General features: G+C 65.1%; 17 protein-coding genes. 10 read left to right on the top strand and 7 right to left on the bottom strand.

All coding sequences use genetic code 11. The features are described 5' to 3' along the window. Positions 1-67: 67 nt before the first annotated feature. Together OXG30_09450 and OXG30_09445 are read left to right on the top strand one after the other, a co-directional pair. Positions 68-301 (top strand): type II toxin-antitoxin system prevent-host-death family antitoxin, encoded by a 234-nt coding sequence (locus OXG30_09450; protein ID MCY4135123.1) that lies wholly within the window; start codon positions 68-70, stop codon positions 299-301. Next, the gene (locus tag OXG30_09445) at positions 298-702 is read left to right on the top strand and encodes a type II toxin-antitoxin system VapC family toxin (protein MCY4135122.1); all 405 of its coding nucleotides are present in this window, start codon (positions 298-300) and stop codon (positions 700-702) included. The genes OXG30_09450 and OXG30_09445 overlap by 4 nt, the downstream gene beginning before the upstream one ends. Here OXG30_09445 and OXG30_09440 read toward each other — a convergent pair. Then, positions 646-1,083 (bottom strand): MFS transporter, encoded by a 438-nt coding sequence (locus OXG30_09440; GenBank protein MCY4135121.1) that lies wholly within the window; start codon positions 1,081-1,083, stop codon positions 646-648. The two genes, OXG30_09445 and OXG30_09440, sit on opposite strands and share 57 nt — an antisense overlap. A gap of 39 nt (positions 1,084-1,122) precedes the next feature. Here OXG30_09440 and OXG30_09435 point away from each other — a divergent pair, with 39 nt between their 5' ends. Beyond that, entirely contained in the window at positions 1,123-1,893 is a 771-nt protein-coding gene (locus OXG30_09435; protein ID MCY4135120.1) for an SDR family NAD(P)-dependent oxidoreductase, read from the top strand. 4 nt (positions 1,894-1,897) lie between these two features. Here OXG30_09435 and OXG30_09430 read toward each other — a convergent pair whose 3' ends face one another. Next, entirely contained in the window at positions 1,898-2,674 is a 777-nt protein-coding gene (locus OXG30_09430) for a methyltransferase domain-containing protein (protein MCY4135119.1), read from the bottom strand. Between the two features lie 38 nt (positions 2,675-2,712). Between OXG30_09430 and OXG30_09425 the strand changes: the two genes are divergently transcribed. Further along, positions 2,713-3,528: a TIGR03619 family F420-dependent LLM class oxidoreductase gene (locus OXG30_09425; protein ID MCY4135118.1), complete on the top strand. Its 816-nt coding sequence runs from the start codon at positions 2,713-2,715 to the stop codon at positions 3,526-3,528. A gap of 96 nt (positions 3,529-3,624) precedes the next feature. Then, entirely contained in the window at positions 3,625-3,897 is a 273-nt protein-coding gene (locus tag OXG30_09420; protein MCY4135117.1) for a hypothetical protein, read from the top strand. A gap of 49 nt (positions 3,898-3,946) precedes the next feature. On the opposite strand, the gene OXG30_09415 is transcribed toward OXG30_09420, so the two are convergent. From OXG30_09415 to OXG30_09405, 3 genes are read right to left on the bottom strand one after another with little or no spacing between them, the layout of a single operon-like run. Further along, entirely contained in the window at positions 3,947-4,993 is a 1,047-nt protein-coding gene (locus OXG30_09415; protein MCY4135116.1) for a hypothetical protein, read from the bottom strand. A gap of 40 nt (positions 4,994-5,033) precedes the next feature. Beyond that, entirely contained in the window at positions 5,034-5,225 is a 192-nt protein-coding gene (locus OXG30_09410; protein ID MCY4135115.1) for a hypothetical protein, read from the bottom strand. A 48-nt stretch (positions 5,226-5,273) separates the two neighbouring features. Then, positions 5,274-5,573, bottom strand: a complete 300-nt coding sequence (locus tag OXG30_09405; protein MCY4135114.1) for a hypothetical protein — start codon at positions 5,571-5,573, stop codon at positions 5,274-5,276. 80 nt (positions 5,574-5,653) lie between these two features. Between OXG30_09405 and OXG30_09400 the strand changes: the two genes are divergently transcribed. The 5 genes from OXG30_09400 to OXG30_09380 all read left to right on the top strand — a co-directional run bounded on the left by OXG30_09400 (position 5,654) and on the right by OXG30_09380 (position 12,199). Continuing rightward, entirely contained in the window at positions 5,654-6,646 is a 993-nt protein-coding gene (locus tag OXG30_09400; protein ID MCY4135113.1) for a hypothetical protein, read from the top strand. 84 nt (positions 6,647-6,730) lie between these two features. Next, complete coding sequence (locus OXG30_09395; protein MCY4135112.1) at positions 6,731-8,467, top strand: ABC transporter substrate-binding protein; 1,737 nt, start codon at positions 6,731-6,733, stop codon at positions 8,465-8,467. Positions 8,468-8,556: 89 nt separating this feature from the next. After that, on the top strand, positions 8,557-10,335 hold the full coding sequence (locus OXG30_09390) for an ABC transporter substrate-binding protein (GenBank protein ID MCY4135111.1): 1,779 nt from the start codon (positions 8,557-8,559) through the stop codon (positions 10,333-10,335). 53 nt (positions 10,336-10,388) lie between these two features. After that, on the top strand, positions 10,389-11,333 hold the full coding sequence (locus OXG30_09385; protein MCY4135110.1) for an ABC transporter permease: 945 nt from the start codon (positions 10,389-10,391) through the stop codon (positions 11,331-11,333). Between the two features lie 92 nt (positions 11,334-11,425). Continuing rightward, on the top strand, positions 11,426-12,199 hold the full coding sequence (locus OXG30_09380; GenBank protein MCY4135109.1) for an ABC transporter permease: 774 nt from the start codon (positions 11,426-11,428) through the stop codon (positions 12,197-12,199). Positions 12,200-12,213: 14 nt separating this feature from the next. On the opposite strand, the gene OXG30_09375 is transcribed toward OXG30_09380, so the two are convergent. Then, on the bottom strand, positions 12,214-13,161 hold the full coding sequence (locus OXG30_09375; protein MCY4135108.1) for a transglutaminase family protein: 948 nt from the start codon (positions 13,159-13,161) through the stop codon (positions 12,214-12,216). Continuing rightward, on the bottom strand, positions 13,158-14,177 hold the full coding sequence (locus OXG30_09370) for an alpha-E domain-containing protein (GenBank protein MCY4135107.1): 1,020 nt from the start codon (positions 14,175-14,177) through the stop codon (positions 13,158-13,160). Before OXG30_09370 ends, OXG30_09375 begins: the two co-directional genes overlap by 4 nt. Positions 14,178-14,185: the final 8 nt, after the last annotated feature.

The raw sequence follows: 14,185 nt of genomic DNA, 5'->3' as shown, positions 1-14,185 counted from the left end.
GATCTTGTGAGTGAGGTTCTAGCTAAGTTATTAGCTAGGTATGCCTGTGAGCGGTTATGCTTACGACATGTTGACGGTGGGAATGCACGAGGCGAAGACAACACTGTCAAAGCTGATCCGAAAAGCGATTGCGGGGGAAGAAGTGTTGATCACCAAGTCCGGCACCCCGGTTGCGAAACTTGTTGCCGTGGTCCCCGAGGGACCACGAGAGCTGGGCCGAGACGTGGGCCGCTTCTCGGTGCCCGACGACTTCAACGACCCGCTTCCCGACGACCTGCTTGATGCATTTGAAGGCCGGTGACCTCGACCGTCCTTTTGGACACCCAAGTCTTCTTGTGGATGCACGCGGCACCAGACCGGCTTTCAAGCTCGGCCCAGTCAATGCTGGCCGATTCAAGCCAAAGGGTGCTGCTGTCGGCCGTATCGTCTTGGGAGATTGCCATCAAACACGCACTGGGACGCCTTGATCTTCCCGAACCGCCCGCGGAGTATGTTCTCAGCAGGATTGCCAGCTCCCGCCTTACGGCAATAGCCATCGAGCACTCCCATGCCCTGTTCGCCGGTGCGCTTCCCCTCCACCACCGCGATCCCTTCGACCGATTGTTGATCGGTCAAGCAGGGGAACTGGGGATACCTGTGATGACCTCAGACCAGGTGTTCGATCAATACGATGTCGGGGTCATCTGGGCCGACCGGCAATAGCCGGATATTCCGGAATCGGTGCAGCGCCCGGTTGTTGAGCAACGTCACTATGCCCATGCCCAATGTCACAGACAGGGTGGCCATCAGCGACGCCAGGCCGTACAGCACCATGCTTCCGACAAGGATGCGCTTTCGACCGAGTGCATCGGCCATCGGGCCGTAGACCAGGTTGCCGATGCCCGAGCCCACGAAGAACAGCGTGATGGTGAGCGACAGGCCGGTTGAGTCCTCCGGCAGGTTGAACGCATCCCGCATCTCCGAGAACGCCGGGAGCAGGGTGTCGATGGCCAGCGCCGACACGGCGCTGATCATGGCGATGAAAAGGATGAACTCCCGTTCGCCCAATCGGCGGCCGGTAGCAGCGGGTGCGAGAGTGCTCACACCGGCCAACTTCTCATAACGGCGTAGCCTGTCAGCCATATGGAGATGAAGTCAAAGGAGTTGGAAGGCAAGGTGGCGCTGGTCACCGGCGCGGCTCGGGGTCTTGGCGCAGAGATTGTGCGCCGCATGGTGGCGGCCGGTGCCTTGGTGACCGCAGCCGACAAGCGAGCGGACGACGGGGCCGCGGCTGCTGCCGAGGCGGGGGCCGAGTTCATCGAGTTGGACGTGACCGACGCCGAGCAGTGGGCCGCGGCGGTGGATGCGGCCGCCACCACCGACGGCGGCCTGGACATCTTGATCAACAACGCGGCGATCACGAGGGTGGTCCCGATCTTGGAGTGCGATCCTGCCGAGTTCCGCAAGGTGATCGATACCAATTTGGTGGGCACCTTCCTGGGCATCCAGGCCGCCGCGCCGACCATGGCGTCGAGCGGGGGAGGGTCCATCGTGAACTTGAGTTCGCCCAGCGCATTCGAGGGTACGGTGGGGATGCCGGCCTACTCCACCTCCAAGTGGGGCATCCGGGGGCTAACCCGCACGGCGGCGCTGGAGCTGGCTGACTCCGGAATCCGAGTCAACGCGGTGGTGCCCGGTCCCCTGCGGACCGCGATGACCCGTCGACCGGGGTGGGAAGACGAGGACTACGAGCGCCACTACGGGGCCACCGTGCCGCTGCGGCGCATGGCCGACCTCGGAGAGGTGGCCGACCTGGTGGTCTGGTTGGCCTCCGACCAAGCCTCCTACTGCACCGGCGGCGACTACGCCGCCGACGGCGGCCTGGGCGCCGGCGCGCCTGCGCCTACAGATTGAGCCGCTATCGCCGATAGTCGGGGTTGAACTGGATTTGGCCCTCTACTCGGTGGAGCCAGGGGTAGAGCTCGGTTGGGCGGCGGGCGATGACGGCCAGCTGGTTGGACTGGCGCTTGAAGAGGGTGCAAAGCAGGCGCAGGGCAGGTTTGGCCAGCTGTCCGGCCAGGCGCCGACGGCGGCCAGTGGCCTCGGCTGTCGGCAGGCGCAGGCCGTAGCGGAACTCGACGCGAGGCTCACCGGTGGGGTCGTAGGACCGCAGGGTCTTCACCACCTCGGACTCGGTCCAGCGGTACACGTGGTTGGGCACGCTGGTGTTGTCCAGCCCTCCGGTGTGAAACCCCTGGTCGGTGACCGCAGCCAGCTCGTAGTCGTCGGCCATGCCCATCCGCACGGCCAGCCGCATCAGCGCGCTGTCACGGGCCTCGATGGCCACGATCCCCTTCCGGCACACCCGGTACATCTCCCCCAGCGCCCGGTGGGGGGAGCGGCAGTGGTGCAGCCCCTCGGACACGAACACCCAGTCGAAGGAGCGGTCTTCAAAGGAGAGCGACTGGGCGTCCTGGAACGACCACGCCCCATCCGGCACCAGCGGGGCGAACGCCTCGTCGAGGTTGGACACCACCATATCGGTGAATCCCAGCGAAGACAGCAGCTCCCAGTCCTCGATTCCGGCGCACACTGCCAGCAGCCGGGTGTCGGCGTCAAGACCCAGGCTGTTCAGGGTGGCAGTGGCGAACTTGCGGTCCAGGATCCCTCTCCAGTCTCGGTCTCCGTTGGCCATCGTAAGGCCACCGCTGGTGGTCCGTTAGGTTGCTGAGGGTGAAGTTCGGGTTCCCCTTCATCTCGTTGCACCCGGGAGCATGGGTGGAGGTGGCCCAGGCCGCCGATGAGGCTGGGTTCGAGTCGTGCTGGATCGCCGATCATCTGGTGTTCCCGGTGGAGATGGAGGGTTCGCTGGGCGACGTCGACCACCCCAACGTGTCCGCCACCGTGCCGGTCTACGATGCCCCGGCCTACCTCTCGTACCTGGCTGGTCAAACCACCCGCATCAACCTGGGGGTGTACGTGTACCTGGCTGGACTGCGCCACCCGTTCACCACGGCCCGGGGCTTCGCCACCCTGGACCACGTCAGCAACGGGCGGGCGCTGGTGGGGGTGGGGGCGGGGTGGCTGCGCAACGAATGGGCGGCTGCAGGGATAGACCCCCGCACCCGGGGGCGCCGCCTCGACGAGGCCCTGGACGTGTGCGTGCGGCTTTGGACCGAGCCCGAGGTGGAGCACCACGGCGAGTTCTACGACTTCGAGCCGGTGGCCTTCGAGCCCAAGCCCGTCCAGAAGCCCCATCCCCCGATCTTGGTGGGCGGGCTGTCGGACGCCGCGCTAGGGCGGGCGGCCCGCTACCAGGGATGGATGGGCATGGGCGACTCCTTCGAATCGGTCCGGGCCGCCGCCGACCGCCTGGCCGAGCTGGGTGCGCCCGACATCGAGATCACCGCCCAGGGGCGGTGCGAGACCCTCGACGACCTCCGCCGTTGGGAGGACGCCGGCGCCCACCGACTGGTGGTAACGCCGTGGGAGAGCACCAGCAAAGCGGTTGATTCGCTCCGGCGGTTCGCGGACCGGTTCATCGCCTGAGAAGGCGAGCGGGAACCGGTTGGAAATGTGCCAAAAAGCGCTGGGGAGGGCGTACAATGGCATTTCTGCGCACACAACATTTGACTAGGAATTGCCATGGGTCGAGGATCAGAGAGCTTTCAGAAGCGACAGCGGGAAAAGAACAAGCGCGAGCGGGCTGCGGCCAAGCAGGCCCGCCGTCACGGCAAGCTTGAAGTTCCCTTCGAGGAAGAGGTAGAAGCTCCTTCCTCAAACGGAAAGTCAGAAGCCGAGCTCTATGAGGACTTCCGCCTGTTGAGCGAGAAGTACCAGTCCGGGGGAATGGACGAGGAGACCTACGAGCAGCGCCGGGCCGAGATCTTCGAGCAACTCGGCCTTGAGGTCCACTGAGCCGACTAGTTCACTTCGCCTACCCAGTAGAGGCTGAACCGGCAGAGGTCTAGTCAGCAGCGATCAGCCGACTGGTGGGCATGCCCAGCATGCACGACAGCCCCGCCGACTGAAGCCCGCCTGCGCCCCCGGCTACCAGGATCACGAAGTGATCGGGGGCAAGCACGATGGGCACCCGGTCGTTCTCGATAGCCACGCCCAACCCTTCGAGCATGTCTCGGGTGGGCTGGTGCCGATATGGGGGGTAGAAGTCCAGCGGTACCCGGGCTTCGGCGAACAAATGCTCCCGCAGTTCCTGTTTGGTGGGCATGAGGCTGGCCACCATCTCGGCGATTACCGGGCTCATCACCAGCACAGTCGGGAAGGGGTTGGGGGCGTCGTGACCGCCGCACGGTCCGCTTATGGCCAGGCCATTGGTCACATGGTGCAGCACTTGGTCGGCCTCGTGGTGCATGTCGGTGATGGGCCACATCCCGTTCACGGCCAGCACCGTCACCACGTCGTCTTCGGCATCAAACCCAGCTTCGGTGTGGTAGGGCGGGTAGGGGGAGGCTTCCTCGTTCTCGGCCACGCACAGGGAGGTGGCCTTGCCCGGCCAACCCAGCGGCGCCTTGTCCACATCACCGGGGATGGCCCCGCCGATATTCACCAAGGCCAGCCGAAGAGCCCTCCCCACGGTGGCGTTGGTGTGCGATCCCGGCCCGAAGCACCCGGCCCCATAGTTGAAGCCCAGCCGGTTGCGGATCGGGCCGTTCACCACCAGCATCGGCCCTACCGGATTGGTGGTGGTCTGGACCCCATGGGCGTTCATCTGGGGGTCGCAGAAGGCATCGATGGCGGCGATGAGCACCGGCATCGCCTCAGGGGCGCAGCCGGCCATCACCGCATTGACCGCGATCTTCTCCACCGTGGCCGGCGCATTCAGCGGGGGAACGTCGCTCACCACATGGTCGGCCGCCAGCCCGGAGGCGGCGACCGCAGCAGCAACCCTCTCGGGGGTGGGGGGAACGATCGGCAAACCGTCGGTCATGCCCCGCTCTCGCAGATAGGTCTCTACCTCGTCGCCGCCGCCGTCGACGTCAACCCGCTGAGTCATCTCATCATTGACCGGCTGTCCTCAGTGGCGACCCGATGGGTCATGCCACTAGAGCGTCCACGATGTCGTCGAGGCGGGAAGCGATGTCAGCTCTGATGTCTTCCTCAGACCACTCGTCATAGCCCGACGGCAACACGATCAACGGCTGGCTGTCCACCCGCAGGCCCCGGGCGGTGGCCTCGGCTAGGCCTCGGAACTGCTCGGTCACCAGGCCCACCGCCGGTGTTCCCATGGCTTCCAGCGTGCTGCTGGCGTGGATACACCACGCCGTGCAAGAGCCTCAATTGCCCAAACCGCTGATCACCGCGTCGACTTCGGCGTGGAAGGCCTCCATCTCCTGCTGATACTGCTCGGGATCGGCGCCGTGCATGGGACCGCTGGCTCGAACCACTACTCCGGCCGCTCCTGCTCGGTCCACAAGCTGACGAGACAGCTCGTCGGCCATGATGGCCATGGATCGCCACATGTCGTTGTCGATGATGCCCACTGTCGCGCCGGCCAGCGAGTCCTTGCGGATGGCCAGCGGCTGGGCGGGCTCGTTCACCTCGCCGGTGGGCAACAAGATGGTGGTGGTTTCCATGGAAGCTCCTCGCGGAAAACTCCAGACGACTCGGGCGAGCCCTTCTGGTCCACCCTACCCCGTGTCGTAATGTGTCGTGGATGCGCACGACGACGCTGCCCCGGCCTCCGGTCATCATGGAACAGGCCTTGGAAGACCCTGAAGTGCTGCTCGGCATATTGCAGCGCCAGTCGCCCCATCCGCTGACGCTGGCCGGCGCTGAGTTCGTGGAGAGCCGGGCTGCCCTGCGGGCCGGCGCCCGCACCGGTGACGTCCCGTCGTTCGTCGATGTGGTCGACGGCGAGCCCCGCATTCCCCCGGTTTTTCGCACCACCTGGGGAGCAGAGGAACAGGCCGTGGAGGGGGCCGACACCATCGTTAACAACCCCCGGTTCATCGAAGCCGCCCGCCGGCTCTATGGCGCCGAGGTGGTGCGCCCCTATTTCACCTATGTGAATATCAACGCCCCCAGCGGCCAGTACGCCCGCCACACCGATATCCCTTCCTTTCGGGGGGTCGGCCGGGACGACTACCCCACCTGGCTGCTCAATTGCATGATGCACTCGGGGTGCTTCGACCGCTGGCGGGTGCGGATCGCCACCGCGGTGTGCTGGTACTACGAGGGCGTCGGCGGGGAGTTCACCTACTGGCCCGAAGGTTGGGACGGTGATCTGGTGACGGTGGATCCCCCCTACAACTACGGCGTAATGGGCGACAACGACTACATGCCCCATCGGGTTGAGTCCATCGGCACCGAGACCGACTACGCCAAGTACGGATTCGATGCCACCATCACGCTCACCCCCGATCGACAGTGGCTAATCGAAGAGCCCAGCCATGAGACGGTGGTCCATGCCTTCGACGAGGTGCGGGTGTCGCTGTCGTGGAAGGCCTTCGTGTTTGACGACGCCCACGAGGCCGAGGTGTACGACGAACACCTGGACGACCTCGACGAGGCGACCCTGATTGCCACGCTGGCCGAGGACTGTGCTCAGCGGGGCGTTGCGGTGCCTGACGGGCCCGACGCACTCACTCGGCCCGAGTTTGGGGATCGGGTCAGGGACACTTATTTGTCACCTGAACTACGCTTCTGACCGTTTGTGGCGGCAGGTTCCTTGGTGTTCGCAAGTTATTGGGACATGAGGAGCGCGGCTTGGCGGTGGCTAGCCGCTCTTTTCGTGGTCGCACTGTTGGCATCGGCCTGCGGTGGTGACGACGACACCGGCGACGGCGTCTCGCCCCCCGCAACATCGGCACCGTCCCAAGACGGGGAAGACGCTCGAGACGAGGGGCGCAGCGACAGCCAAGACGAGCAGCCCCTAGATCAGGAGAACCGCGACGCCGACGAGGTGTCTCCTGAGCCCACAGCGGCCCCGACGCTGCCGGACGAGGAGCCACCCCCATCAGAGCTCGATGAGATCTACGGCGGCACGCTGGTGTTCGCCCTGGAGTCGGAGACCACGGGGGGATGGAACCCAGTCACGACATCCGCCGCCACGTCGGGACAAATCGTGTTGCGGCAGCTGTACGATCCGCTGGTCATCGAGGGCGCCGATGGCGAGGCGATTCCGTTCCTGTTGGAGAGCTTCTCGCCCAACGACGACTACACCGAGTGGACGTTCACGCTGCGCCCGGGGATCACGTTCCATGACGGCCTGCCGGTGGACTCGGCTGCCTTGGTCCGCCATCTGGAGGAGTTGGGCAACGCCACTTTGTCACGGCTGGCCATTGAAGAAGCCGAGATCCAGAGCTTCGAGGCCATCGACGACTTGAGCGTGAAGGTCACCCTGGGGAAGACGTTTGTTGATTTCCCTCTCGGCTTCACCAGCGCGGGCGGCTTTCTGGGGTCGCCAGCCATGCACGACCTCGGCACCGACAGCGCCCGCAACCCGATCGGCACCGGCCCGTTCATGCTGGAAGAGTGGGTAGAGCACGAGGTGACCCGCCTGGTGCGCAATCCGAACTACTGGCGCACCGACGCCGAGGGCCGGCAGCTCCCCTATCTCGACGCCATCGAGTTCCGCCCCTTTGAAGACGATGAGATCCGGTTCAACGCCCTGCGTTCAGGCGATGTGGATGCCAGCGTCGACAACGGCGGAAGAAGGGTTGAGGAGTACAACGAGAACTTCAAGGCGTACTGGCAGGGAGAGCAGTACTCGGCTACCACTTCGGTGTTGATGAACACCACGAGGCCGCCGTTTGACAATGTGGAGTTTCGCCGGGCGCTGGCCCAGTGCATCGACCGGCAAACTCTCAATTCCGTTCTTTGGGACGGGCAGCCTCCCGCCACCGGCCCATTCTCCCCGGGAACTCCCGGCTATCTGGAGGACTCCGGGTTTCCCGACTACGACCCCGATGCCGGCCGGGCGGTCATCCAGCGGTTGGGCGCGCCCAGCTTTGACATCATCACCACGGTCACCACATTGGACCTGCTGCAAGCCGAATTGCTCGTCCAGATGTGGGGTGAGTGTGGGCTGGATGTGGGCATCAACCAGATGCTCCAAACCGAGGCGGTGACCACGGCGGTATTTGGGAACTTCTCCGTGTTCATAGCGGTCAACCACAGCGGGTACAGCCTGGCTATGGAGCGGTTCTGGTGGCACAGCGGCTACAGCCCGCCACCCCCCGTGCCAGCCATCAACTTCGGGCGCATCGTCGACCCCAGGATCGATGCCGCGCTAGACGAGGTCATCACCACCGACGACGAGGAGCGGCAGCGAGAAATTGCCGAGGAAGTCAACCGGGCGTTTGCCGAGAGCGTCTACAACATCTGGCTCTACCACTCGCGGTGGTTGGTGGCCGCCCAAGACCATGTGAATGGCATTGACGACCTCACGCTTCCCGAGGGTGGGAAGCACCCCAAAGTATTCTTGGGCCGGGTGTTCTTGGCCGAGGCCTGGCTGGACATGAGGTAGGGAGCAGGGTTCAAATTGCTGGAGTAACGTGGTGGTAGGTACCGACATAGGGGGTATGTGACGTGTTCGGACTCAGGCGGGTTTCCAAGTTGGCGAGCAGGCGGTGGCTGGCCCTGTTCTTCGCAGTGGCACTGGTGGCCGGGGCCTGTGGCGGCGGGAACGACGACGATGACGCCGGGAGCGGTGTGGCCGCTGAGGCCACCGCCGCCCCCGAAGCGCCTTCAGGGGATGACGGCGACGAAGCCCCCGCTCCCAGCGGAGGCGACGAGGATGCGGACCAGTCCAGCACCGATGACGGGGGGGAAGACGCAGGTTCGTCCGAAGACACGTCAGCCCCGGAGGCTGAGGCCACTGAGGCTCCACCCGCCGCACCGGAGCCCCAGTACGGGGGCACGCTGGTGGTGGGATTGGAAGCCGAGACCACCAACGGCCTGAACCCGGTGAATGCCCAGGCTGCGGTGTCGGGCCACATCTTGTTCCGGGCCCTATACGACACCTTGACCATCGAGGGCGACGACGGCCAGATTGTGCCGAACCTGCTGGAGAGCTTCAGCTCCAACGACGACTTCAGCGAGTGGACGCTCACTTTGCCGCCGGGGATCAGCTTCCACGACGGGACGCCGGCTGATGCGGCTGCACTGAAGCGCCACTTCGAGGAGAACGCCAAGGGCACGCTGACCGGAATCGTCATCGGCGACTGGGGGATTCAAGAGATCCAGATCGTGGACGACCTGACGGTGAAGCTGGTGCTGGAAGGACCGTTTGCCCCGCTGCCGTATTTCCTGAGCAGCCATCTCGGCTATTTCGGGGCACCGTCGATGCACGATCTCGGCCAGGAGGGAGCGGCTCGCAATCCCATCGGCACTGGGCCGTTCATGCTGGATGAGTGGATCGACAACGAGGTCACCCGCATGGTGCGAAACCCCAACTACTGGCGCACCGATGCCGAGGGACGCAGCCTCCCGTATCTGGACGCCATCGAGTTCCGGCCCATCCCCGACACCGACGGCCGGTTCAACGCCCTCAGGTCGGGCGACCTCGATGCCACCAGTGTGAACACCGGCCTCAGGGTTGACGAGTACAACGAGCAGTTCAAGACGTTCTGGCAGGACGAGGACTACAACGAGACCACCTACCTTCTGCTCAACAGCTCCCGACCACCTTTCGACAACGTGGAGTTCCGCCGGGCGCTGGCTCAGTGCTTCGATGTCCAGACTTTCAACACCGTCCGCTGGGACGGACAGGTACCGGCGACCGGACCGTTCTCCCCGGGCACTCCCGGCTATCTGGCGGACTCCGGTTATCCCACCTACGACCCCGCGGCGGGCAGCGCGACCATTGCCCGGCTGGGCATTACCGAACTTGATCTCGGCACCACCATCGACCCGGCCAACCTGCTCAACACCGAGATGATCGCCGCCTTATGGAGCGACTGCGGGCTCGACGTGTCCATCACCCAGGTGGACCAGGCCGAGTTGATCACCAACGCGGTGTTCGGCAACTTCACTGCCTTCTTGTGGCGTCAGCACGAGAGCTACAACTTGGGCGTCGAGCGGGTTTGGTGGCACAGCAAGTTTGGCCAGGGTATCGCCCTGAACTTCGGCCGGATCAACAATCCGGCTATAGACGCCGCCCTTGATGAAGCCTTGACCACCGACGACCCCGAGCGTTTGCGGGAGCTGGCCGAGGACATCAACCGGGCATTCGCCGATCAAGTCCACTACCTCTGGGCCTACCACTCGAACTGGCTATTCGCCACCCAAGACCATGTGCATGGCGTGGACAACCTCACCCTCCGCGGCGGACAGGAGCACGAGAAGGTGTTCAGCGGGAGGGTCTTCTTGACCGAGGCCTGGATCGAGCAGTAGCGGCTGGTTCCGGCTAGGAGGGACGCTTACAGGCAACGGGGCGAGGCGGATCGGTGCTCCGGTTCTTCGGAACGCGCTTGGCCCAGCTTGCCCTGGTGGTGCTGGCAGTAACGCTGCTGTTCTACTGGATGCTCAACCTGCTCCCCGGCAACCCGTGTGTGGCCGCGTTCGGCGGGGCAGCCACTCAAGAGCAGATCGACGAATGCGAGCGGGATCGCAACCTCGACGACCCGGTCATCGTGCAGTGGGCCAAGTGGGGCGGAGACGTGCTCACCGGGGATTTCGGCAAGTCGTATCTCACCGGGCGCTCGTTCGGCGAAGCCCTCAACACCGCGTTGCCCCGCACCCTGTTGCTATTGGCCTATTCGCAGATATTGGCGCTGGGCGCGGCGATTCCCCTCGGGCTGTGGTCGGGCTACCGGCAAAATAGCGTGGGCGACAAGATCACCAGTGGGGGGGCGTTCGCGCTGCTGTCCACGCCGGTCTTCGTGCTCGGGCTGGTACTGATCTTGTTGTTCGCAGTGAAGCTGGACTGGTTCGACTTGAGCGGCTATGAGCCGATCTCCGAAGGGTTGGTGGCCCATTTCAAGGTGATGTTCCTGCCCGCGGTCACGCTGGCTGCCGGGCTGCTGCCCGTTTACCTGCGGCTGCTGCGCACAGATGTGATCGGCACACTCCAGGAGGACTTTGTGGGCACTGCCCGGGCCAAGGGACTCCCGGTGCGCCACGTACTGCTGCGCCATGTGCTGCGCCCGTCGAGCTTCACGCTGCTGACCATCTTCGGCATCCAGGCGGCCCAGGCGGTGAACGGCGCCATCGTGGTGGAGTTCCTGTTCGACCTCGACGGGGTGGGGTCGCTGCTGGTGAGCTGGGTGGCCGCCCGCGAGTTCCTCTTGGTGCAGACCCTGGTGGCGCTGATCGCCGCGGTCTTCGTGACCGTGACCACGCTGGTGGACCTGCTCTACTCCGTGCTCGACCCCCGGGTGCGCCGGAGATGACCGCTACCGCTGTCGTCACGGGCGTCCAATCCGGGCTCCGCCCTCACCGGCAAGGTCGCAACCTCGCCCTTCGTTTGTCGGTGGGGTGGCTGGTGTTGGTGATAGCAGCCGCGGTGCTGGCACCCTGGCTGGGGTTCTTGGACGACCCCCACAAGCCGTTGGCCGGACAGCCAGAGGAGGGTCTGTCGTGGTCGCACTGGTTCGGCACCGACCAGCTCGGACGGGACATGTTCGCCCGCTCGGTGTGGGGCAGTCGGCTGTCGCTGTCTATCGCCGGTCCCGCGGTGGGCATCGGGATCGTGGTGGGCGGCGTTCTGGGGGTGGTGGCCGGCTATTTCGGGAAATGGATCGATGGCGCGGTCAGCAGCGTGGTCAATGTGGCACTGGCCCTGCCCGCGCTGGTGTTCGCCCTGTTCATCGTGACCATGCTGGGCCAGAGCTACACCAACGTCACCATCGCGGTGACCATATTGACGATCCCGGCCATTGCCCGCATCGCCCGGGCCCAAGCGCTGCGGTTTGCCGCCCGGGAGTTCGTGACCGTGGCCGACATGATGGGGGCCCGATGGCCCCGGCTGCTGTTCCGGGAAGTGCTGCCCAACGTGGTGCCGGCGTTGGCCTCCATCGCCTTTTTGGCCATGGGGATCGTGATCATCGCCGAGGGGAGCCTGTCGTTTATCGGGGTGAGCGTGGGCTCGCCCAGCATCACCTGGGGCAACATCTTGGCCGCAGGGCGGGGGAGGCTTGAGGAGTCTCCCCACATCGCCTTGACCACCGGCGGGGTGATGTTCGTCACCCTGATGGCGTTGAACTTCGTGGGCGATGAGCTGCTCCGGCGCCTCGACGTGCGCGAGGCCCGGATTTAGCGCGGGCCCGGTTCCTACTGTTGTTGCTGCTGTTGCTGGCGGGCGCGAGGGGCCTTGACTGCGGACAACAGCGAGGGCTGCGTTGGCGCCGACGGCGGGCGGGCCGGGTCCATCCGGCGGATCTCCACTGACGCCTCCACGGTGGGAGTGCCCGGACCGGAGTAGACGCCCCGCAGTGGGGGCACGTCATCGTAGTCGCGGCCGTGGCCGATCTTCACGTGCTGGCGGCCCACCGCCAATTGGTTGGTGGGATCGAGCGGCAGCCAGCCCAGACCGGGAACGGCCGCCTCGAACCAGGCATGGGTCTGCACCCTCACCAAGTCGCCGTCGATACTGCCGATGCGATCGTCGCTGGAGAACAGGTAGCCCGACACATAGCGGGCCGGGATCCCGATGCTCCGGCACAGGGCCACCGCCAGGTGGGCGTAGTCCTGGCAGACGCCGACTCCTTTGGCCGCGATGTCGGCAATGGGCTCGCCGATATCGGTGGCACCAGGCTCATAGGTGAGCTTGTCGCCGACGTACCGACTGACCTCCATCACTGCGCTGGCCACATTCGACCCGTTGGCATCGGCAAGACTGCGGGCTGCTTGGGCCATGTCCTCGTTCCAGTTTGTGTGGTGGCTGCGCTTGAGGAACTCCTCGTGTCGGTCGCGGAATTCCGGCACGTTCAGCGTCTCCAACGGCGGGTCGGTGGCCACTGGCGGCGGGTCTTGGGTCTCCACCGAAGCCTCCGCCGTGACCTCGAGGACGGTGTGGGTGTTAGTGACGCCGAAATGGTCCACCCGAGTGCCCCAGTAGTCGGTGAACGACAGCATCCTGGCCGACGGCTCGACGATCACCCGATAGTTCAGCAACTGCTGGCGCTCATCGGAGACCGGACAGGCTCTCATCTCGTTTTGGGACTCCCGAACCGGAGCGTCGAACGCGAATGTGGTGCGATAGCAGATGTCCAGCCTCACGACGACACCCCCGGCATGATGGCCTGGCTGTGCAGATCGAACGACTCGGCGTTGCGGAAGAAGTGGTTGCCCACCAGATTGGCCACGTCCCGCACTCCGTCTTCCAGCGTGGACAGATGACGGGGCAGGTCGCCCACCATGGAATCAAAGTCGGCATACTCCAGCTCGGAGCGGAGCTGGGCCAAACGCCGAAGAGGCGGGGGACGGCCGTTGGCGGCCAGCGCTTGCACATGGGACTCGCTGGCCCTCAGGCAATAGATCACTGATCGGGGGAATGAGTCGTTGATCATGAGGAATCGGGCCACGTCAGAGCCCACAGGAGATGATTGGCTGGCCCGTTGGTAGGCCTCCAGGGCCGAGACCGACCGGAGGGTGAGGGCCATCTCGTCGTAGGACGATCCGTCGAGCTCCGGGTAGCGGACGCTGACCAGGCGGCAGGTCATCAGCGCCCGTTCCAGCATCTGGCCCAGCACCAAGAACCGGTAGCCCTCACCCTGGGCCATCGACGAGCTGATGACACCGGTCAGCGACTGGCAGCTCACCCGGATGAAGTCGAGGGTTTGGAACGGGTCTTGCTCCATGGTTGCCGGGAAGTCGCCTTGGCGGAGCCGCAGGTGAAACTCGTTGATCTGCTCCCAGAGCTCTGAGGGGATCTGGTCTCGCAGGGATCGGAAGTTCTCCCTGGTGCGGCCGATGCAGAACGCCACCGACCCGGCCAGGGCCGGTGATGCCACCAAGCGGGTCGCCGCCGCCTGCACGTCGATGCCCAGCCCGGCCTCGCTCCGCAGCATGGGCGGGGACGGCGTCATGCTCTCGGCCATGGTCTGCACGTCTTCGGTGGGGGTCGGCACCTCCAGCCGCAGCGTGCTGATCAAGTTCTGCATTCGATCGATGGCCTGGGCTGGGCTCTCGGCCACAGTGCTGAGCAGGGTGGCCCGCACCATTCGGGCGGTGTCCTCGGCCCGCTCCAGGTAGCGGCCGGCCCAGAACATGTCCTCGGCGTGTCGGGCCAGCATCAGCTCGG

This window comes from bacterium (assembly GCA_026708015.1).
Classification (GTDB): Bacteria; Actinomycetota; Acidimicrobiia; order Acidimicrobiales; family Bin134; genus Poriferisocius.
The sequence above is the reverse complement of the archived record's forward strand: the minus strand, read 5'-3'. Positions and strand labels throughout refer to the sequence as shown.